The organism is Acidisarcina polymorpha (assembly GCF_003330725.1).
Taxonomy (GTDB): domain Bacteria; phylum Acidobacteriota; class Terriglobia; order Terriglobales; family Acidobacteriaceae; genus Acidisarcina; species Acidisarcina polymorpha.
In genome coordinates this window covers 4771987-4793247 of the sequence record NZ_CP030840.1, presented here as the reverse complement: position 1 = coordinate 4793247, position 21261 = coordinate 4771987, and the positions used below count along the sequence as shown (strand labels likewise).

Annotated in this window: 20 protein-coding genes and 1 tRNA gene; 13 read left to right on the top strand and 8 right to left on the bottom strand. The window is 58.5% G+C overall.

All coding sequences use genetic code 11. The features are described 5' to 3' along the window. Positions 1-60 precede the first annotated feature (60 nt). The 8 genes from scpB to ACPOL_RS20190 all read left to right on the top strand — a co-directional run bounded on the left by scpB (position 61) and on the right by ACPOL_RS20190 (position 9281). Positions 61-1134, top strand: coding sequence for an SMC-Scp complex subunit ScpB (gene scpB / locus ACPOL_RS20225; protein ID WP_114208655.1), 1074 nt, complete (start codon positions 61-63; stop codon positions 1132-1134). Beyond that, positions 1118-2236, top strand: coding sequence for a pseudouridine synthase (locus ACPOL_RS20220; protein WP_236656915.1), 1119 nt, complete (start codon positions 1118-1120; stop codon positions 2234-2236). The genes scpB and ACPOL_RS20220 overlap by 17 nt, the downstream gene beginning before the upstream one ends. An 81-nt stretch (positions 2237-2317) precedes the next feature. After that, positions 2318-2788, top strand: coding sequence for a peptide-methionine (S)-S-oxide reductase MsrA (msrA, locus tag ACPOL_RS20215; protein ID WP_114208653.1), 471 nt, complete (start codon positions 2318-2320; stop codon positions 2786-2788). Positions 2789-3327: 539 nt separating this feature from the next. Further along, a complete protein-coding gene (gene ftsH / locus ACPOL_RS20210) occupies positions 3328-5250 on the top strand; it encodes an ATP-dependent zinc metalloprotease FtsH (RefSeq protein ID WP_114208652.1) in 1923 nt (640 codons plus the stop codon). 266 nt (positions 5251-5516) lie between these two features. Further along, on the top strand, positions 5517-6176 hold the full coding sequence (locus ACPOL_RS20205; RefSeq protein ID WP_114208651.1) for an HAD family hydrolase: 660 nt from the start codon (positions 5517-5519) through the stop codon (positions 6174-6176). 39 nt (positions 6177-6215) lie between these two features. Continuing rightward, entirely contained in the window at positions 6216-6737 is a 522-nt protein-coding gene (gene lptE / locus ACPOL_RS20200) for an LPS assembly lipoprotein LptE (RefSeq protein WP_114210941.1), read from the top strand. Further along, positions 6738-7910 (top strand): DNA polymerase III subunit delta, encoded by a 1173-nt coding sequence (holA, locus tag ACPOL_RS20195; RefSeq protein ID WP_114208650.1) that lies wholly within the window; start codon positions 6738-6740, stop codon positions 7908-7910. Between the two features lie 21 nt (positions 7911-7931). Further along, positions 7932-9281, top strand: a complete 1350-nt coding sequence (locus tag ACPOL_RS20190; protein WP_150133074.1) for a hypothetical protein — start codon at positions 7932-7934, stop codon at positions 9279-9281. A 111-nt stretch (positions 9282-9392) separates the two neighbouring features. Here the strand turns inward: ACPOL_RS20190 and ACPOL_RS20185 are convergent. Then, positions 9393-9469: transfer RNA gene (locus ACPOL_RS20185), tRNA-Arg, on the bottom strand. 196 nt (positions 9470-9665) lie between these two features. On the opposite strand from ACPOL_RS20185, the gene ACPOL_RS20180 reads away from it, so the two are divergent. Beyond that, a complete protein-coding gene (locus tag ACPOL_RS20180) occupies positions 9666-10235 on the top strand; it encodes a DUF2911 domain-containing protein (protein ID WP_114208648.1) in 570 nt (189 codons plus the stop codon). Here ACPOL_RS20180 and ACPOL_RS20175 read toward each other — a convergent pair whose 3' ends face one another. The 4 genes from ACPOL_RS20175 to ACPOL_RS20160 form a co-directional block, all read right to left on the bottom strand. Further along, positions 10236-11603: an amidohydrolase family protein gene (locus tag ACPOL_RS20175; protein ID WP_114208647.1), complete on the bottom strand. Its 1368-nt coding sequence runs from the start codon at positions 11601-11603 to the stop codon at positions 10236-10238. A 37-nt stretch (positions 11604-11640) separates the two neighbouring features. Further along, positions 11641-11931, bottom strand: a complete 291-nt coding sequence (locus ACPOL_RS20170; RefSeq protein ID WP_114210940.1) for a hypothetical protein — start codon at positions 11929-11931, stop codon at positions 11641-11643. Positions 11932-11999: 68 nt separating this feature from the next. After that, positions 12000-13505 (bottom strand): pyruvate kinase, encoded by a 1506-nt coding sequence (gene pyk, locus ACPOL_RS20165; protein ID WP_114210939.1) that lies wholly within the window; start codon positions 13503-13505, stop codon positions 12000-12002. A gap of 91 nt (positions 13506-13596) precedes the next feature. Next, complete coding sequence (locus ACPOL_RS20160) at positions 13597-14046, bottom strand: thioredoxin family protein (RefSeq protein ID WP_236656914.1); 450 nt, start codon at positions 14044-14046, stop codon at positions 13597-13599. Positions 14047-14364: 318 nt separating this feature from the next. On the opposite strand from ACPOL_RS20160, the gene ACPOL_RS36850 reads away from it, so the two are divergent. Then, entirely contained in the window at positions 14365-14649 is a 285-nt protein-coding gene (locus tag ACPOL_RS36850; RefSeq protein ID WP_479686130.1) for a DUF7948 domain-containing protein, read from the top strand. 49 nt (positions 14650-14698) lie between these two features. On the opposite strand, the gene ACPOL_RS20155 is transcribed toward ACPOL_RS36850, so the two are convergent. The 3 genes from ACPOL_RS20155 to ACPOL_RS20145 all read right to left on the bottom strand — a co-directional run bounded on the left by ACPOL_RS20155 (position 14699) and on the right by ACPOL_RS20145 (position 17985). After that, positions 14699-15691, bottom strand: a complete 993-nt coding sequence (locus tag ACPOL_RS20155) for a diacylglycerol/lipid kinase family protein (RefSeq protein WP_114208646.1) — start codon at positions 15689-15691, stop codon at positions 14699-14701. A gap of 157 nt (positions 15692-15848) precedes the next feature. Continuing rightward, positions 15849-16376 carry a hypothetical protein gene (locus ACPOL_RS20150; protein WP_114208645.1) on the bottom strand — a complete coding sequence of 176 codons (528 nt, stop codon included), beginning with the start codon at positions 16374-16376 and terminating at the stop codon, positions 15849-15851. 118 nt (positions 16377-16494) lie between these two features. Next, the gene (locus tag ACPOL_RS20145; protein ID WP_114208644.1) at positions 16495-17985 is read right to left on the bottom strand and encodes an acetyl ornithine aminotransferase family protein; all 1491 of its coding nucleotides are present in this window, start codon (positions 17983-17985) and stop codon (positions 16495-16497) included. A gap of 590 nt (positions 17986-18575) precedes the next feature. Between ACPOL_RS20145 and ACPOL_RS20140 the strand changes: the two genes are divergently transcribed. The 3 genes from ACPOL_RS20140 to ACPOL_RS20130 all read left to right on the top strand — a co-directional run bounded on the left by ACPOL_RS20140 (position 18576) and on the right by ACPOL_RS20130 (position 21229). Further along, positions 18576-19460 (top strand): cytochrome D1 domain-containing protein, encoded by an 885-nt coding sequence (locus tag ACPOL_RS20140; RefSeq protein ID WP_236656913.1) that lies wholly within the window; start codon positions 18576-18578, stop codon positions 19458-19460. A gap of 117 nt (positions 19461-19577) precedes the next feature. Further along, a complete protein-coding gene (gene plsY / locus ACPOL_RS20135) occupies positions 19578-20225 on the top strand; it encodes a glycerol-3-phosphate 1-O-acyltransferase PlsY (protein ID WP_114208642.1) in 648 nt (215 codons plus the stop codon). Then, positions 20222-21229, top strand: coding sequence for an NAD(P)H-dependent glycerol-3-phosphate dehydrogenase (locus ACPOL_RS20130; RefSeq protein WP_114208641.1), 1008 nt, complete (start codon positions 20222-20224; stop codon positions 21227-21229). Before plsY ends, ACPOL_RS20130 begins: the two co-directional genes overlap by 4 nt. Positions 21230-21261: the final 32 nt, after the last annotated feature.

Genomic DNA, 21261 nt, shown 5'->3' with positions numbered 1-21261 from the left:
GTACTATGAAAGATAGTTAACCGGAGCGCCTTTGTTGCGCAGATCGCTAAATTCAAAGATATGAGTCTTCAAGCAAAGATCGAAGCCGTCATCTATGCGGCGGAAGAACCTGTTACGTTGGCGCAACTGGCCGGCATCTTTGCGCGGGAGCTGCCTGCGGCTTCCGAAGAGCCGCCTGCGGAATGGATCACAGCCGAGTCCGCCAGCCCGGAATCCCTCGTCGAGCGTGGTCTTCTCGAGGTGACTAACCTTACCGCACCCGAATCCGATATGGCCGAGGTAGCGCTTCTGGAAGGGCTAGAGGAGCGGAGCCAGGCGAGTATCCATGACCCCACCGCCGCTGAGGCCGAGGCAAAGCGCGCTGCGCGGCAGCGGGAACGCGAGCTCCGTGAGCAAGTAAAAGCGATCGTCGACCGGCTGATCGAAGAGTACTCCAACAGTGATCGCGGCATGGAGATCCGCGAGGTGGCGGGCGGCTATCGGATCGCCACCAAACCGGAATATCACGACGCGGTTCGCTCCTTTGTCAAGAGCCTGAAGCCGCCGATGAAGCTGTCGCTGCAGGCTCTGGAGACACTGGCGGTGATCGCCTACAAGCAGCCTGTGACCGGCCCGGAGGTAAGCGAAATCCGCGGCGTGGATTCAGGCGGCGTCCTCGGCAGCCTGGTCAGCAGGAAATTGATCACCACTGCCGGCCGGAAGCAGGTCATCGGCCGTCCCATCCTTTACAAGACGACTCGGGAGTTCCTGCTCCGCTTCGGCTTGCGAGACCTGAATGAATTGCCCAGTATTGAGGAGTTCGAAAGGTTGGCAGGTGATATGGACATTTCTGACGACGAGAGTGGCGAGGACGGGACGACATTGCCGTTCGAGGCTTCCGAATCGAATGCCATCGAAGCGAATGCCGGCGAAGCGGGCCTGGCGATTGAGCCACCTTCGCCGGCTCCAGAGCAATCCGAAGAGCGCGATGCATCCCCTACCCCGGCCGATCCGAGCTCGCCCGCTGAGTTGCTGCCCCATACAGTTGCCCTGGAGACGGAGGTCCCTGGTTCGACCCCGAACGCTGCGATCGAGGTAACTCCCGCGGCCCACCCTACAGTTCCGATAGAAGAGAACGATGGCCACGAAAAATAAAATGTCGCGTGCCGTGAGCAAAACGACTGCCGACACGGAAGTTGTGGCTTCGCAGGAAATTGGTGCGGAGGAGCCAGAATCCCGCCCATTCGAAGCCGTCATCCGCCATGAGGAGCGGCTGCAAAAGATCATTGCTGCGGCCGGTGTCACCTCGAGGCGCAAGGCGGAGGAGCTCATCCTCGAAGGCCGTGTGCAGATTAACGGCAAGACCGTCACTGAACTCGGCACCAAAGCAGATCCGGCGCTCGACCACATTCGGGTCGACGGCAAGCTGCTCCGCGGCGTACAGCGGCTGCGCTACGCCGTTCTCAACAAGCCGAAGGGTTACATCACCAGCGCCAGCGATCCCGAGGGACGCCCTACGGTCATGGAGTTCTTTCCCGGTGGACCGCGCGTGTTTCCCGTGGGCAGGCTCGATTATCAAAGCGAAGGCCTCCTGGTGATGACCAACGATGGCGAACTGGCGAACCTGCTCACCCGCGCCGCCAACAAAGTACAGAAGGTCTACCTCGTCAAAGTGAGTGGAAAGCCGAGCGACGAGGCGATCGGCCAACTGCGTGCCGGAATCATGATCGATAAGGGCCGCAGCCGCGACGATCATGCCGGACGAGTGCTGACCCAGCCAGCGGGAATCCGTCGGGTCCGCGACGCGGAGAATCCATGGTACGAGGTCACGCTGACCGAAGGCCGCAACCGGGAAATTCGCAAGATGTTTGAAGAGGTCGGACATTTCGTCGAGAAGATTCGCCGGGTCGGCTATGGGCCGCTGGTGCTCGATGTGGAGCCTGGCGAAGTCCGCGAACTGACCGCAGAGGAGGTGCTGGCCCTGCAGCGGGCCGCCCGCGGCATTCGCACCATTGCTCGGGGCACGCATATCCCGGTATCGATCGCGCCGATTCGCCGAAAGAGCAAGCGGCCGGCAGTGGCTGGCCCGGTCTTGCGAGAACGGCCCAAACCGGCAGACCGCCCGGCGCTCGCGAGCGCTCCAGCCAAGTCTCCGGGCAAAAGCTCCAGCAACATCTCAACTGGTGCGAAGGCCGGATCAGGAAGAAGGTTCCAGTCGAATCCTGTCCGGAGAGATTCTGGGCCGAGGGGACGTTGATCGCCGCTCTCGCGGTAGCTGCTGGCTGCTCCTTCGGGGGTGCCGGCGCGTCTAATGATTACGAGATGAGGAGGAGAAATCATGGAGAAAGCGGCATTTGGAGCAGGTTGTTTCTGGGGAGTCGAAGTTGAGTTTGGACGCATTCCCGGTGTGACTCAAACGGCCGTGGGCTATGAGGGCGGTCAGACCGACCAGCCCACGTACAAAGACGTTTGCACCGATCAAACCGGCCACGCCGAGGTCGTTGAGTTGACTTTCGATCCCGAAAAAGTGAGTTATGAGCGGCTGCTGGAGGCATTCTTTGCTTTGCACGACCCAACCCAACTGAACCGTCAGGGCCCTGACTGGGGTACGCAATACCGCAGCGCGATCTTCTTTCATTCACCCGAACAAGAGGCGACGGCGAAGAAGGTGATCGAGCGACTGACGGCGGAACATCGGTTTAAAAAGCCGATTGTGACCCAGGTGGTGCCGGCCCAGACTTTTTGGAAGGCCGAAGAATATCACCAGAAGTACCTCGAAAAGCGCGGCGCCGTCTCCTGCCATATCTAAAGAGCCGGTGCAACGGGAAGAGAGTGTCGAAAAGTGCTCAGGCACAGTCTCGGCTGATTGCTCGGGGAGCCGATGTGAACGCCGTGACCAGGTAATCGCACTTCTGAGTGATCGTTTGCATGTCGAATACACCTCGGTGGGCCTCATGGACGCGATCCCCTCACGTCCCTGGAACCACGGATGCGCGCGGTGAAGTCTTCGACTGCCGGACGAGGAAGGAAGGAACTTTTTGGAAGGACTACTCCGTCAGGAACCGATGTGCTCAATCGAATTGACCGGGGCGTCCCCAACTTATCCTGGCTATTAAAACTCCCGGCGGAGAACTCGCGACGGGAAGATTACAGGGAGTAGAATTAGAAACATATCGGTGAATAATAGTCGCCGTTCGGCAGCTTTCAGGCAGCGAACTGGATTGTTTTTGACACTTCCTAAGCGGAATGACGTCTAATGACTCACGAGTGTATAGAGCTGGGTTCTTCAGCGGCGTTCGAGTAATTTGCGGTTTTTAGGCAGACGCAGACAGAATTGAGGGGTTTTTCGTGAATTCAACGGTCAAGACAATCATCTTCTGGGTGTTCATCTTCGCTTGCCTGGTTCTATTGTGGCAAGTATTCCAGAAGTCCGGCGGCATGGGGAAGGACGCTGAGATTCCCTACTCGCAGTTCCTGCAGGACGCGCAGGGCGGCCAGATCAGCGATGTCACCATCGTCGGCAGCGAGATCCATGGACACATGCGCGCCGACAAGAGCCAGTTCCATACCAATGCCCCGCCGAACGATCCGGACATGTATAAGGTCCTGCGGGACGGTAAGGTTTCGATCTCCGTGAAGGACACCTCTGGCAACGGGTGGCTCAACATCCTGATCCAGTTCTCGCCGGTCATCATTATTGGAGCACTGTGGTTCTTCATGCTCCGGCAGATGCAGAGCGGCGGCAACAAGGCCATGTCCTTCGGGAAGAGCCGTGCTCGCCTGCTGTCCATGCAGCAGAAGAAGGTCACGTTCAAAGACGTCGCCGGCGTGGATGAAGCCAAAGAAGAACTCAAAGAGATCATCGAGTTCCTGCGTGAAGCGCAGAAATTCCAGAAACTCGGCGGGCGCATTCCGAAGGGAGTGTTGCTCGTCGGACCTCCCGGAACCGGCAAGACTTTACTCGCCCGCGCCGTCGCTGGGGAAGCTAATGTTCCCTTCTTCTCTATCTCCGGCTCTGACTTCGTTGAGATGTTTGTCGGCGTCGGCGCAAGCCGGGTTCGCGATCTCTTCGAACAGGGCAAGAAGAATGCTCCCTGCATTATTTTCATCGACGAAATCGATGCCGTGGGACGTCACCGTGGCGCCGGTCTCGGCGGCGGTCACGATGAGCGCGAGCAAACCCTGAACCAGCTGCTGGTCGAGATGGATGGCTTTGAATCGAACGACGGCGTGATCCTGGTCGCCGCGACCAATCGGCCCGACGTTCTTGATCCCGCCCTGCTCCGCCCTGGCCGTTTCGACCGCCGGGTTGTAGTTGGCCGTCCTGATGTCCGCGGCCGCGAAGAGGTTCTGCGCGTTCACGCTAAGAAGGTACCGCTCTCTGAGGACGTCAATCTGAACGTGCTGGCTCGTGGGACACCGGGCTTCTCCGGCGCCGATTTGGCCAACATGGTCAACGAAGCCGCCCTGAGCGCCGCCCGCATGAACCGAAAAGCGGTCTTCATGGAAGACTTCGAGACTGCCAAAGACAAGGTTATGATGGGCGCCGAACGCAAATCCATGCTGCTCTCGGAAGACGATAAGCGGGACACTGCGTATCACGAGGCCGGGCACGTGCTCGTTGCTGCCAAGCGCGACCACGCCGACCCACTGCACAAGGTCACCATCATCCCCCGCGGCATGGCTCTCGGCGTCACCATGCAGTTGCCCGAGGAAGACAAGCACACCGTCACCAAGGATTATTTGGAGACCCAGCTTGCCATCTTGATGGGCGGCCGCTGCGCCGAGGAAATCTTCATGAATCGCAAGACCACCGGTGCCGGAAACGATATCGAACGCTCCACCGATCTAGCCCGGAAGATGGTCTGCGAATACGGCATGAGCACCATGGGTCCGCTCACCTTCGGCAAGAAGGAAGAGCAGATCTTCCTCGGCCGCGAAATCTCGCAGCACCGCGACTTCTCCGAAGAAACCGCTCGCCAGATCGACGCCGAAGTTCGCCGGATGATTGATGAAGCCTATAAATCGGCCTACGACATCCTCAACCAGAACCACGACATCATGCATCGCATGGCGGCTGCTCTGCTCGAACGCGAAACCCTCGACGCGGACGACATTCGCAAGATCATCGACGGACAAGACCTGCCGCCGATGAAGTCGCTCGGAGGACCCGGCGGACCCACTGGCCTCGCAGCCGACGTCCAGCAGGTTCTGCGCCCCGAAGGCAATCGTGGTACCGGCTTCCCCGAGGGCAGTCCGTCACCGGCCTAACTAGTCGGACGATCGACTTACAAACCGAACCTTGACCAAAAGGCAGCCAAACCGGCTGCCTTTTCTTTCTCCGCATTTTCCAGTCTTTCCTACCGAAAACACGAATCACGGCAGCTCTGGGGCTCGCCCAGGTGAGCCCGGTCTGTCGTACCCCCGCAAATTCATTAGTCGTCGAGATTCAAAGCCGATACTCAAGCCGCCATCAGAACCTGCGACAATAAAAGGTCATCCGAAAAACTAATTGAGTGATAGGAGTGCGCTTTCCCATGGCCCTAAACGCAGTCATCTTCGATTACGGAATGGTCCTCAGCAACCCCGCTGACCCGGCTGCCCACCATGAACTCATGAAAATATTTGGAGCGACCGCCGAGGACTTCGAGCGCGAATACTGGGCTTATCGCCATGCCTACGACGAGGGGCAATTTGATGGCGAGGGCTATTGGCAGCGTTGCGCCGCCGGTGCCGGTGTAGCCCTAAGCGACCATCAAATTCGCCAGCTGATTGCGAACGACATCCGCATGTGGAGCAGCCTCAACCGTAATATGGTCGACTGGGCAGTGACCATCAGCAAATCTGGATTCAAGACGGGCATCCTCTCCAACATCGGTTTTGAGCTCGCTGACGAATTCAAGCAGCACGACTGGGTGAAGGGCTTCACCCACAACACCTGGTCCTGCGAGCTGCGCCTGGCTAAGCCGGATCCCGCCATCTATCACCATGTCCTGGACGCGATCCAGGTTCCTGCCGCAGAAGTGCTTTTTCTCGACGACCGGCAGGAGAATATCCTCTCCGCCGAGGCGGTCGGTCTTCAGGGGATCCTCTTCCGCAACGTGCAGCAACTGCAGGAAGATTTGCAATCGCGAGGATTCGCGGACACTCTGCCGCCTCTTCATGCGGCTCATTCAGTATCCGTTGCGGCACTCTAATCGGGCAGCATTCCTGCGACAATACTGATGTCGGATTCCATGCGTCTTCTCATTCTGTCGATTGTTTGTTCTGCCCTCGCCGGTTGCGGGTATCACACCGCGACGTCGGCTGCCCATCTGCCCGACACCACCCACTCCATCGCAGTCCCTATCTTCGAAAATGCCACCCAGTCCTATCACACGGAGCTGGCCTTCACCCAGGCCGTCGTTCGCGAGCTCACCAGCCGGACGAAATACGCGATCGTCAACTCCGACGGACCCACCAACGCCGACGCCGATGCCACGATCCATGGCAGAATCCTCACCTTCCAGATCGTTCCCCTTATCTACAACCTGCAAACCGGCCAGTCCTCCAGCTTTCTAATCACCATCACTGCCAGCGTCCACGTGAATGACCGCGATGGCCGCCTGCTCTACGAAAACAACCAATACACATTCCGCCAACAATACGAGACGACTACCGATCTCACCACCTTCATCCAGGAAGATCCAGCCGCTGTCACCCGGCTCTCCCGCGATTTTGCACAATCGCTCGTCAGCGATATGCTGGAGTCCTTCTAGATGGCCGCCAGCCCCACCCGCTGGGGAGCAGGGTTCTCCTCGACCGAACGATTTCTCGCCGAGGTCGCCTCCGCTGCCGGCAACCCAGGTTCGCTACGTCCCGGTTATATCTTTGCGGGCGATGAGACCTTCCTGTACGAACGTTGCCGCCGCGCCATTCTCCAGGCGTTTGTTCCTGCCGAGATGCGAGACTTTTGCCTCTCCGATTTCGACCTCGCCGAAGTCAGCATCTTCGAGGCTCTCGACCGCGCCCAAACCCCTTCGCTGATGGCGCCGTTCCAGGTAATCTTCATGCGCAACCTGAAGACTCTTTACACTCGTGGCGCCAAGAAAGAAGAATTCGCTGCGATCGACGGCTATTTTCGCTCCCCGAACCCGCAGGCGCTGCTCGTCTTCGTCGCCGACCACATCCGCATCTCGGCTGACCCAAAACGGATGGACATGCAGGACAAAGATCGTTATGAACGTATACGCGAGACCCTCGGAGATTGGTGCGGTCTGGTCGAACTCGCCAGGGTCGAGGAAGCCGACGCCACGCGCTGGCTGACTACCGAGTCGGAGCGCCACCAGGTTCGTTTCGACACCGACGCTGCGCGAGAACTGGTCGATGCGCTGGGCGCCGACATGATGCTGATCGCAAGCGAATTCGAAAAGCTGCTGCTCTACGCCGGCGAGCGGCGTCGTATCACTTTAGGGGACGTCGAGACCATGGTTCTCGCCGCCAAGCAGCGCTCGCTCTACGAGCTCACCGACGCCATCTCCGCGAAGGACAAACACCGCGCACTGCTCTTGTTACAGGGCCTTCTCAATGCCTCCGATGGCGGCGAAGATTCGGCCATCGGCCATCTTTACATGCTTGCCCGTACCTTCCGCCAAATGCTTGTCATCCTCGAGAAAAATGTCCGCGACTCGCGCGCCATCTGGCAGGCACTCTGGCAAGGCTTCCGCATGCCGCCCTTTGCCGCCGAAGATCTTATCCGCCAGGCGCGCCGTTACAAATCCCGCCACGAACTCACTCGCGCCATCCGGCTTATTGCCCGCGCTGACCTGGAACTTCGCTCTTCCCCTCCCGATAAGCGTCTTGTTCTCGAACGGCTCGTCCTCGAACTCGCCAGCGAACCCCGGGTGGCTTCTCCAATCGAAGGCTCAACGCAATATCCCATGCAGTTGTAAGCATGGGCTGCCGGTAGATGCGTGGCTCCTCGCCCACGAACTCAGCCCTCTTATGACCAGGCTCAGGCCTCAAAGCTCATGGGCCCCATCCGGCAGAACTACTCGAGCAGAACTCCACTACGAGGAGCCGGGCCGCGGGAAGCCTTTTATTTTCGCGAGATGAAACGCCAGGAACGCGACTCGGTGTACATTGTGAGTCGGATGAACTTGCGACTTTCAACTTCTACGCTAGTGCTGGCGGGCTTTCTTTCCGCGATGCCTCTATGGTGCCAATCCAAACAGCAGGCCGTCATCAACGTCGATTTGAAGCCGCTGGGCGCGGCCCCCGACCTTTTCACCGATCAGTCCGACTCCAAATACTCGCAGCGCGGCGTGATAGGCGTCTTCTGGGTCAACCGCGATCGCGTGGCCGTGGCCTTCAGTACCACTCGCCGCTGGAGCGATAAAGAAGAACGGCAGCCTTTGCAGATCCGCCTCATCATCTTCGATCCGTCTGGCAAACAGCTAAATCAACGGGACTGGAACTTCGGCGGCGAGGGTCCGGCCGGCGACAGCACTCTTGACCTCGCACCCGGCCCGGAAAACACAATCCTCGCGATCCACGACTCTGCGACTCCGCCAGCGCCGGGCGCCATTCCTGAGGGCAACTTCATTCAGGTGCTCAAACCCGACACCTCGCTTGAACAAAATTTTTATGTGCCTGCCACGAGTGTCGCGATCACCGGGATCGCCGTCGGTCCCGGACTACCCATCCAGACTTTTTACGCCGACAAGCACTCCTCGCTCACCTGGTGGAGCGGCAATCCCCTTCAGCCCGGGCCGAAACTCGACATTCCTCACGCGTCCGGCCAAATACTCGTTGGTCCGGCGACCGCGGCCCGCCCCGTGTGCGCCGATCCCAACGCATGCACGGCCATTCGCGTCTTCCGCCCTGGCCAGCCCGACTGGTTTTTTCGAAATACCAACGCCGACCTGGTGCCATCCGGTCTTGTTTTCCTGGACGGCAATTCCTTGCTCGTCGACCTCCTTCACCTCGATGGCAAAGGCGAACGCATGCTCCTCGCCCATCCGGACGGCACTCAGACCCCTTTACCCGACCTGCCCAAAGCTCAGACGAGACTGACCATCACCGGGGTCTCGGCCAACGCTCGGCGCTTCTCGATCGACGCCTCTACCGATGCCTCCACCTGCAAACCTATCAACTTCTTCTGCAAGCAGGTAGCTAAGGCCTACGTCATCGACACCGCCGCCAACAAGATTGTCTTGGAAGAGAACCTTTCGCTTAACGGAGCCCAATCCGCACTCTCCCCCGACGGTACGCAGCTCGCCATCTTTGACAAGGACAAGCTGGCCATCTACCCGGTGCCTTAGCAGTGGTCTCGAAAATGAGTGAGGCCTAAACGAACGGTATGCTTCGACAAGCAAATGGCTTCAATGTTTGGGAAGACATCGGCGGAGAAAATCGAAGGAGTGCTGGAGAGATGGTGCACCCGGCAAGATTCGAACTTGCGACCTAACGCTTCGGAGGCGTTCGCTCTATCCAGCTGAGCTACGGGTGCCTTCCTACAGAATACTACGCCCGTCGTCTGGATCCAATCGAGTCCCGGATGGCACACTCCGGGTGCTTTCTCTGCAGCAGAGATGAACCAGCAGCCGCCACCGGCAATCTCCCGCGAACTTCAGGAATGGTGTAGCCTTCTTCGAGAGCGGCGGCCATCGCCGTCTCTAATTTTCGCTGTTAAGGATTTTGACCTCATGCTTCAAAAGAAACTGCTTTGTACCATCGCCAGCCTGCTGCTCGGCTCGCTGGCTACTCTCTCACTTCAAGCCCAGGAAGCTAACGCCTCCAATGATTACGGTAAGAAATTACCGAGTCCCCCGGCAAAAGCACACGTTGAACTTAATGGGAAGCTAGTCACCATCGACTACAACACTCCCTTCATGAAGGGGCGCAAAATCTTTGGCGGCCTGGTCCCCTACAACGAGGTTTGGCGCACCGGCGCCAATCCCGCCACCACCCTTAAGACCGAAACCGCCATTATGATCGGCGACCTGAAGGTTCCGGCCGGAACCTACACCATCTATTCCCTACCCTCTGAAACCCAATGGAAGCTGATCGTGAACAAACAGACTGGGCAATGGGGCACCGTCTACAATGAGCCCCAGGACCTGGGTCGCACGGACATGCAAAAGGGTCCGACTCCGGCGGCGCCAGTCGAACAGTTTGCCATCAAGTTCGAAAATACCCACGGCAACAAGACCGAACTGCACCTGATCTGGGAGAACACCGACGTTTTTGTTCCGGTGAGCGCCGCTTCGAAATAGCTATCGCGGTGTAGCCGTTGACGCCATCGGGCGAATTACCTGGCCATCATGAACGATACTTACCAGCTCGTGGACATTGGTGATGCCATCGAGCGGGTTTCCGTCAAGCACCAGGAGGTCGGCGCGCTTTCCCACTACGAGCGTGCCGCGATCTTCCGCCTGGAGCAGTTCGGCGTTCTTTCCTGTCGCACAGACAATCGCCTGCATCGGGGTGAGCCCGGCCCGGACCATCAATTCCAGTTCGCGATGCTCCGCGAAACCAGGAATGCGGCTCGGCATCGCCCCCGAATCCGTTCCAAATCCGATGTGAACGCCGGCATCAAAAAGCAACTTCAGGTTCTCCTGTCCATTCTCAAAATCCTTCTCATGCTGGGCAGTCGACGGATCACCGTTGACCTTCGCGACATAGGAGGCACTCTTGAGCATGGCAGCCAGTTGCGGACCAGCCGCAGCCTCGAAGAACGGTGTATCCATCCACTCCGGGTGTCTCGCGTAAATGAAGAACGAGTCATCGACGGTGAAGGTCGGGATGTACCATGTGCGGTTGCGTTTCATCTCAGCAATCAGTTCCTCGTCTACGAATTGATCGCGAACACTATGCGCAAGAACGTCCACCCCGTCACTGACCAGCGATTTCGCGTCGGCGAGGGCATAGACATGGGCCGCCACGCGGAGATGCTGTTTGTGCGCCTCATCGATGATCGCCCGGTAGACCTCTGGCTTCATTTTGGGGACCTTGCCGTGCAGATCGTCCACCCAGATTTTGATGATGTCGACCTTCTGCGCGGCCATCGAGCGAACATCGGCGCGGGCCTCGTCTACCGTCGTAGGGCGATCGATCTGGTCGGGACCAAGGGGAAGAGGGGGTGCGCCTCCCGGCGCGCCGATCCCGCGGCCTGCAGTAAAAATGTCAGCACCGCCTAGCATTCCGGCCTGCTGCTCGCGGCGCAGGTCGAAGACCAGGTCGCGGTTGCCGCCGAGCGAGAGCATGTCTGTCACTCCATAGCCTTCGTACTGTTTCAATTCACGGACGACATTGTCATGGGTGAATGCTGTGGCCGAATTTTCGGTGCCGCTAACCAGGCCGAGATGTCCATGAGCATTGATGAGGCCGGGAATGACCGTTTTCCCGGAATACTCGTAGACCTGCGCGTGAAGCGGGGTCTTCGGGTTCGAGCCGGTATCGATCGCGGCTATGCGGCCATCCTGGATAACGATTGTGGCGTGCACGAGGGGGGGCATGCCAGTTCCGTCGATCAGACGAACATCCTTGAGCACGATCACGCCGGAATTTGCAGGTTGGGCAGAGACTGGAGCGCTGATGACAACTCCGACAGCGACCGCGACGACTGCTCGAACGAGGCTCATGCCCGTTTGGACGCAGAAAGCACGTATAGCGGTTCCACTATTTGTGCGGCTTACTTGCTTCTTCTGCCGCCGCTGCACGCTCCCGGCGTAACTCTTCCATCACCGATTGCACCAATTCCTTGGCGCTCTTAATTTCTTTGAGCACCACCTCGAGATCGAGCGCGGGCTTCGAGGGATTGCGGCTCGAAGTGCAATACACTCCGTGCTGCCCGATGAGAATCAGCGCATCGGTGAGGCGGTCGAGCGAGACTGCCAAACGCCCGCGCGCCGTTCCCATCATGAATTCGTGCTTTTCGAGTTCTTCGCGATATTCGTCAAATACAGACATGCTCAACCTGGGGCCTTGATCGAAGGCCCACGACATTCAAAAAAGACAAGGCTTCGTGGTTTTTAGTTTTAGTGGATGGCCAGTTCCGCTTCCCTGACGGATTCGGGGGTCTCGGTGATGCTGTCGCCGAGAACGTGTAGCCGCAGGAAGTTAGTGGAACCGGACTTGGTGCGGGTTCCGGCAACGATGCCTAGAATCTGCCGGGAGTGTACGTATCCCTTTTCCTCCAGGATGCGCTCGGCCTCGGCAACCATCTGTTCGGTGGTGTAATTCTTGGCACAGATGATCGGAATGACGCCCCAGAGAAGGGTCATGCGGTTGATCACGACCTCGATATTCGAGAGCGCATAGATTTGCGGACGCGGACGATACTTCGAAAGCTGGCGGGCGGTTGCTCCCGACTCGGTAAAGACCGCAATGGCGCTGATATCGAGGTCCTCCGCTGCATGGGCCATCGATTCGCAGATCGCTTCGGCAATCGAGAGGCGCGCCCGGCTGCTGTGCGCATCGTGCGGCATGTCGCGCATCTGGGTTTCGGTTTCGACAACGATCTTGGCCATCATCTTGACCGCTTCGACAGAGTATTTACCGGCTGCAGTCTCGGCCGAAAGCATGACCGCGTCGGTGCCATCATAGATCGCGTTAGCGACGTCGCTGGCCTCGGCCCGGGTCGGCCGAGGATTCTCGATCATCGACTCGAGCATCTGAGTTGCGGTGATGACTGGTTTTCGGTACTCGCCGGCGCGACGAATGACGTGCTTCTGGATCGCGGGAACTTTCTCTGGAGGAACCTCGACACCGAGGTCACCACGCGCCACCATCACGCCATCGGCGACCTCCAGGATGCTTTCCAGATTGTCGATTGCCTGCGGCTTCTCGAGTTTGGCGATCACCCAGGTATCGGCGCCCAGCGCGGCAATCCGATCTTTCACATGCCGTACATCGTCGGCCGTGCGGACGAACGACACGGCAATCGCATCCACTCCGCTTTGAATCGCAAATTCGAGATCGATCTCGTCCTTCTCGGTCAACGACGGAACCCGCACCGCAATCCCGGGCAAATTGATACCCTTGTTCTCGCCAAGCATGCCGCCATTGATGACGGTACACTCGACGTCTCCGCCATTTACATGGAGAACGCTCAACTCGATCAATCCATCGGACAGAAGTATACGGGAACCGGATTCGAGATTCTCTGAAAGCGTCACGAATGTGGTCGCAATCAGGGTTGAAGTGCCGAGGATATCACGCGGAGTGATGGTCAGAGTTTGTCCAGCAACCAGTTGGACCGGTGTGTGGTCGACGAGCTTGCCGGTACGAATCTTCGGGCCCTGCAGGTCTCCCAGGATACAAATTGACTTCCCCTCCTGGCGGGCTACTTCGCGAACCATCTCTATCAATTTCAACTTCTCTTCGTGGATTCCGTGTGAAAAATTCAGACGGGCCACGTCCAAACCGGCACGAACCAGCTGACGAAAGGACTGTTCAGTGTTGGACACAGGTCCCAGCGTTGCAACGATCTTTGCCCGGCGCTGTTGCGTGTCGGGACCCAGACTTGTAACCAAAGAACTCATGAACATCTCCCAATAGACCGCTATGAAACCGTTTAGTCTCTCGACGTATTCTACGCCCGAAGCCTCCATCCCGCCGGAGCAGGGATGACAGCTAAGGCTTCCACTTATTGAGAAATTCGGTGACCGAGGCCTCATCCGTGCGGCTCATCGCCTCACCCTCTTTGTTCTTCTGGCTGTAGAGGACTTTGCCATGTTCACTCAGCACCGCCAACGCGGGTACTCCCTTCGTAATCGGCACTCCATACCTGCTAGCGATATCGGTATTTCGATCCATGTGGCCGATGTCGATGTGCACCAGCACGAAATTCGAAACCAGCAGCCTGAGGTTGTTTTCATCGTGGAGATACTGGTTCAGCACCTGGCATTCGGCACACCAGTTTCCTCCGAAATCGAGGATGACCCGCTTATGCTCCTTGGCCGCCATGGACAGCGCCTGCTGGATTTCGGCATGAGCATCGGCGAACTCAGGATAGATCACCGGCGCTCCCGCAAAGGCCCTCCAGGGGAACCCGGCACAAGCAATTAAGAGCGCGCTAAACAAAAGCAGCCACCGTCTCCCTGTGCCCGCCGCGCGTGGCTGCATCTTTCCCGTAAGCATCCTGAAGTTGAAAGACCGCATAGTTTCCAAAGGCCGTATGTATCGCTGCATGTATTTAAGATACGTGTCCGCTGTTCTTGTTTGCCTAATCGTCACGGCGCGGCTGAACGTCTTAGCTGAGAACTTAGACGCACCAACGAGAGCGCTGCCCTGGATTTCATCAAGAATTATTGACTTTGTCCTTGCGCCGAGGGCGGATCCGAAGGCGGTGCGGCTGCGCTTCGCCGGAGCAGGCGGGCTCCATCCGCTTCGAATGGGGACCTGATCGTCTCGGCGGGCAACGCAGAGATCCCAATCCACAGGCCGGTCATCTACCAGACAAAGAACGGGCGGCAGGAACCAATTAACGCAGGCTTTATTCTGCTGGCGAAGAACACCGTCGGCTTCAACGTCGCTGGTTATGACCATATCCGCGAGTTAGTCATTGACCCAGTATTAGCTTACTCGACCTACATCGGAGGAAGTGGTGGCCCCAACTTTGCGGCGACGGGTCACGCGGTCGCCGTTGATCATCATCCGGGAGGTCACCCCGTAAGCTCCGGCTGACATATGGGGAAACCAGGCATCCTAGGGCGCTACTGGCTCCCTGGCGGCCTCACGAAGGCCACAGCAGATAGAACGACTCTTTGGCTATATCAAGAACGGCATGAGAGGCTCCAAGCACCTCACCATCGGCTTCGGCAAGCACCGCCGCCAGGTAGTTGTAATCTGCAACAGGACGGCAGACGACGCGAAGCGCGTCCGTATAGCGGACCTCAGGAGCGCCTCCCCGGCTGGCCGAGCTTCCGTTTTTCGAAGCAGTGCGAGCAAGGGCTTGGAAACTGGCGGAGGCCAATCCCCACCGTCCAGTCGCGTCGACGGTGGCGAGGCGGAGCGAGGGCTCTTCGAGCCGTCCGCCCGGACGCCAGCGATTCAGTTCTGGCACGCGCACGGCGATCGCCTCGCAAACCCGCTGGCAGAAGACCTCCCCTGCCGTGGTCGTGACTTCCACTTCGAAGGGCTGAATGCGGTGCCGCAGCAGCAGGCTCATTCCGGCGAGATAGTAGGATGTACGTCCGATCGCGCGTTTACCCCACCCATCGGAAGCGCTCATCAAGGCCGCATGCAATCCCATACCGGCCGCCATCGTGAAGTACCAGCTCTTCTCCCTCATCCGCCGGGGAAGTCCGCTGGGTGATAAATCGGAAGGCAGGTCGGGCACTTCCAGCGTGATCCTCCCTAGCGGAGTTCGACGGGGCGTCGACTGGAGCAGCCTTCGGGCAGCCTCGACAGGATTGCGCGGTAAATCCATGTTTTGCGCCAATACATTGCCGGTACCGAACGGCAGTATCCCAACCGGAATTTCCGTGCCGGCGACCCCTTGGATCACATTAAAGACGGTGCCGTCGCCTCCGCAGACCAGGATTGTGTCGAAGCCGTCTTCAATGCCCTGGCGGGCCTGATCGCCCGCGGATTGTGCCGAGAGCGTCTCATGGACTTCGACCGACAAACCGGCGGAGCGCAACAAATTTGCAATGCGTCCGATGGCATTGCGATGACCCGCACGCTGATCGAAGATCGGATTAACAAACAGGAGAACACGACGCATCCGCGTCTAGGATACAGATCAGGCGCAAAAGGATGATGTATCGGCGTCGTTTTCTAGTAAAGCGGAATCACATTGATACCGGGTAGTAGCCATCTGCTGCGATAGGTGCTCTTAAGGTGCTATAAGCGTCCCAAGAGATTCAGCTTTACTCCAACCGCTATCGAGGCGGAGGCATAGGGTAGACAGCTCGAGGACGGAACAACAAAGCACGGATCGCCCAGATAATCAGAGCGACAACTCCGCCCAACAACAGCAATGGCAGGAGGAGTACGAAGATGGGGAAGACGACCCGATCATTTCCGATCGTGGCATTGCTCCCGACGCGGAGACTGCCGGCAAAGACAACGACATCCTGAGCAATGCTGGCATTGTCACCCAGCGAGACGTTGCCTAGGAAGGCGACGGCATCGTGCTCGGCATGTCCGCGCACGTGAATGTTGCCAAAAAAAGCGACGACGTCGCCATTCACCGTGCCGTCGATTTGGATCGAGCAGAGAAAGCAGACCGTGTCGTGCGCTTCTTCTCCATCACGAATGACAATGTCGTTTCCGAATTGAACGACATCGCGGCTTTGGGCACGAGCAATGCCGGGCGCAAGCAGGCAGAGCAGGAAGGCGAAGCCAACGAACAGGCGACGGAGTTGAACGAGTTCCGTGTTTAAAGAGCGGGACAAAAACTTCGCCAAGCACGGCCTCCGGGGGACGCGATCAGGTGCTGCAGTCAAGTACGCCGTTGGATGCAAGGTAGTTCCATGCGAATACTTTATCCCGCGGCGGCTGCCGTTGGCCCAAGGACTGCCTGGTTCATCTTCCGGCGCCTTCAAGCTCCATGGTTCCTCCATGGTTCGAAGTCGCGAGTTCCTGGCCTGACCGGGAAGTGGTTTTGTTCGGCAAAAACTCGTCTTCAACCAGGGAGATGCATTCTTCGAGAATTTCCAATGCGATGGTTGCTTCCTGGGTGTTCACGATGAGCGGCGGCGCGAGGCGGATCGAGGTTTCTCCGCAGCCGAGGATAAGCAGGCCGCGCTCGAAGGCGAGCTCGACAATTCGGTCGCGCCACAAACCAGCGACGGAACGGGATGCCTGATCCTTGACAATTTCGATGCCAATCATCAATCCGCGACCCCGCACGTCGCCCACAATCGCATGTTTTTTCGGCCATTCGCGCAGCCGGTCTAACATCTCCTCGCCCATCCGAGCGGCGTTGGAGATGCCTTCCCGTTCCAGGATGTCCATGGTTGCGAGCGCAGCTGCGATCGAGACGGGATTTCCCCCGAAGGTAGAAGCGTGCGAACCCGGAACCCAGTCCATGATGCCGGCGCGGGCCATACAGATGCCGAGCGGCATTCCAGAAGCGATCCCTTTGGCAATGCACACGATATCGGGTTCGACGCCGGTATGTTCTATGGCCCACCACTTCCCCGTCCGCCCGGCGCCCGACTGGACCTCGTCGGCAACCAGCAGGATGTCGTACTTGTCACAAATCCTGCGTAATTCCTGCATGAAGATCGTGGGCGCCACCACGTAGCCGCCTTCCCCTTGAATAGGCTCCACAAAAATCGCGGCAACCTCTTCGGGAGCAATCGTGGTCCGAAAAAGCTTTTCTTCGATGTAGCGGGCGCAGCCGAGCGCAAATGCTTCTTCAGCTTGCGGTCCGCCGCTACAGCCGCGATAGGCGTAGGGATAACGAACGTGAGTGACGCCGGGGACCAGGGGCGAAAAACGCCGCTTCTGCTGAGGCTTGGAGGCAGTCAGCGAGAGCGCGCCCATGGTACGGCCATGGAATGCGCCAAAGAACGCAATGACCTGTTGCCGCTGGGTGTGGTATCGCGCCAGCTTGAGCGCGCACTCAACCGCCTCCGCGCCGGAGTTGCCATAATAGAAGCGATGCGGTCCCGGCATCGGTGCTACTGCAGACAGGCGCTCGGCGAAGGTGACCAGGCTCTCGTAATAGAAATCGGTGCCGGAGATGTGAATCAGCTCCGCAGCCTGCTTCTGGATCGCCGCAACGACTTCCGGGTGGCAATGGCCGGTAGAGGTAACGGCAATGCCGGCGGCAAAATCGAGGAACTCGTTGCCATCGACGTCCTCTACGCGAAGACCGCGCCCTTGTTTAGCAACCATCGGGTATGAGCGCGTGTAACTCGGCGACATCAGCCGGTCATCGGCCTCGATGATGGCACGCGCCTTCGGTCCCGGTACAGGCCCGAGGAGCTTCGGCCCATATTGGGCGGCACTGGACTCCTGGCTCGAAGGAGCCGAGGGAAATTCGAGTATGTGTTTGCCATTTGGCATAAAAATCTCTCCTTGCAGGGGCCGGAGTCCGGAGCATACAGCTGGGAGCAGGTAGGTCGGGTCCATTCTCGCCGGACACGACGAGGATCCAGGCGGTTAGCAGCGGAGATTAGTCGCCGAAAAGACTAGGGCGAGTTCGCGTTGGGAGAACGCGAAGATGCTTGCGGGGAGCGGTCGAGCTGGCGAACCGGCGCATCGACGGAGTGGGGGTTTCGCCGCTCAATGATTCGACTGGTTTCCTCATCGTAACTCCGCTCTCACGAAGAGTAGCACGTCGAACCAACGCCGGAAAAGAAGTTTGTAAGTGGAAGTTATGTTGGATCTCATCTCGGACATCGATTGCCAGAAGCATCCCGCTATCCTGTCGTGCGAGGATCTCGAGCCCAGCCTCAATTCATCTCAGCCCTCCGTTTGAAGCAAATTGAAAGCAGGAGAGCGGCGTGATAGCCTCGTCGACGATGAGAATCTATACAATTCCGTGCGTTCTGATCGTTTGCTTAGGACTTACTCTTGCCGGGATAAACAGACCAGTACAGGCCAAGAGCACCGCTTCTCCGCTTTTGCTCGTCGCGAACCAGGGAGATCGCAGTTTGAGCATCCTCGATCCGGCAACCGGACATCTCGTCGGTGCGGTGCCGGTCGGCGGAGTGACGGGCCATGAAGTTGCAGCCTCGCCCGACGGACGCACTGCGTATGTACCGATCTACGGGAACTCGGGCGTGGCCAAACCCGGTACCGATGGAAGCACGATGGCAATTATCGATATACCCTCCGGAAAAGTGACTGGAACCGTCGATTTCGGACATGGGGTACGGCCTCATTGCCCGATCTTCGATTCTGGCAGCAACCAGCTTTACGTCACCACCGAACTCGATAAAGACATCACCATCGTCGATCCCAAGACGCTTAAGATCGTAGGAACCATTCCGACCACGCAGGATTTTTCGCACATGCTGGCCCTCTCGCACGACGGCAATCGCGGTTACACCGCGAATGTCAAACCCGGCACCGTCTCCGTGCTGGACATGAAGGCGCGCAAGACGATCGCCGTCATCCCAATCTCCGCTTATACCCAGCGCATTTCGGTCTCGCGCGACGACCGCATGGCCTTCACTGCCGATCAAACCCAGCCGCGTCTGGCAGTCATCGATACTTCCTCCAACCAGGTGAAGAACTGGGTGGCGCTTCCCGGTGAGGGTTACGGCACAGGTGCAACCCTCGATGGCCATTGGCTCCTGGTGACCGTGCCCTCGGCCAACCAGGTCGCGGTCGTCGACCTCACCACACTGAAAGTGGCGAAGACAATCGACGTTCCGGAGGCGCCGCAAGAGGTGCTCCTCAACCCAGACGGGCACACCGCCTATATTTCCTGCAACGTCAAAGGTCAGGTCGCGGTCATCGATCTTTCTGAATGGAAGGTAAAGACGCTGATCGACGCGGGCAAGGGCGCTGACGGCCTTGCCTGGGCGAAATAAGCGTTAGGCGATCAGCGTATCGTGTGCTCCAAGACGAGTGGGCCGGTAGGTGATTCAGCCTACGTCTGCGGCTGTGTTTTCGTAGCGTGCCGTCACCACTGCTAAACTCAGAAACGCATGGCTTTTTTGCCCTACCTATTTGTCGCTGCAGTCGCTTACCTTCTTGGCTCAATTCCGTTTGGATTCCTGCTCGTACTGTTGTTTCGCAAAGAAGATATACGAACCAAGGGCAGCGGAAATATTGGAGCCACAAATGTCGTCCGGTCGGGCGCCAAAGGGCTCGGTCTACTGACATTTTTCCTGGACGCCGCCAAGGGCTACCTTGCTGTACTGGCCGCTGGCTGGATACTTCGCTGGTTTGGCGGAATGGCGGCTGTCCCTCAAGACGCTGCAGCGATCGCAGCCCTTTTCGCCATCCTCGGTCATATGTATCCCATGTGGCTGCGCTTCAAGGGCGGCAAGGGAGTCGCCACTTCCCTGGGTGTCTTCCTCGCACTGTCGCCGGTCGCAGCGGTGAGCGGACTGGCGATCTTCGTCGTCGTCCTGCTGATCTGGCGCTATGTCTCCCTGGCCTCGATCGTGGCGGCGCTCGTCTTTCCTGTAGCGGCCATCTATGTGAGTCGCGCGAGTCGTACCTCCATGTTCGAAGTCGTCATCGTGCTGGTCCCTCTACTCGTCATCGTGAAGCACCGTCAGAACCTCAATCGCCTTTTGCGGGGGACCGAATACCGGTTCGGCAAATCCCGGGAGCAATCTGCTCCATGAGTCGTATTGCCATTCTAGGAAGCGGCGCGTGGGGCACCGCCCTGGCAGTTCATTTGAGCCAGCGAAGCGATCACAATGTGGTTCTCTGGACGCGCTCCCCGGCGGCAGCAGCGGAGATGCGTCAGCAGCGGGAGAATCTTCGCCATCTTCCCGGCTTTGCCTTGCCGGCTGCCCTGACCATTACCTCCGAAGCGATAGAAGCGGTTGCTGATGCTGAGATCGTGGTCAGCGTCGTGCCCTCCGAACATTTACGCGCGACCTATACGCATTTCGCTCCTTGGCTGCGAAAGGAACAGATCCTGGTCAGCGCCACGAAAGGGATCGAAGACGGAACCCTCCTGCGGATGACTGAAGTGATCCGGCAGACACTGGCCAGCTCGGCGCTGAATCCGCCTTGCGGGGTTCTGAGTGGCCCGTCCTTCGCTCAGGAAGTCGCGGCCGGCTCTCCGACGGCGTTGACGATCGCCTTCGTCGAGAATGCATTCGCCGCAAAAATTCAACGCGAGTTCAGCAGCGCGACTCTGCGCCTGTATACCAATGAAGATTTAGTGGGAGTGGAACTTGGCGGGGCGCTCAAGAATGTGATCGCCATTGCTTCAGGAGTGGTGACAGGCCTCATCCTCGGTCACAACGCAGCCGCCGCTCTCATTACTCGCGGCATCGCTGAAATCACCCGGCTGGCGGTTGCCTGCGGGGGCCGCCGCACCACTCTGGCAGGCCTCTCCGGATTGGGAGACCTGGTTTTGACCTGTACCGGTTCGCTCTCGCGCAATCGACTCGTCGGTATGGAACTGGGTAAGGGGCGAGCATTAGAAGAGATCCTGACCGGCCTCGATGGCAAAGTGGCAGAAGGTGTCAGGACAACCTTCGCCGCTCTGGATCTGGCGAACAGTCATGGAATTGAAATGCCAATTACCGAACAGGTTGCCGCAATTTTGAGCGGACGAAGGTCGCCGCTCGATGCCATGCGCGAGTTGATGGCCCGGCCAGGGAAGGATGAATAGCCATAGCGCACCTCATTACTCATCCCCGGGAG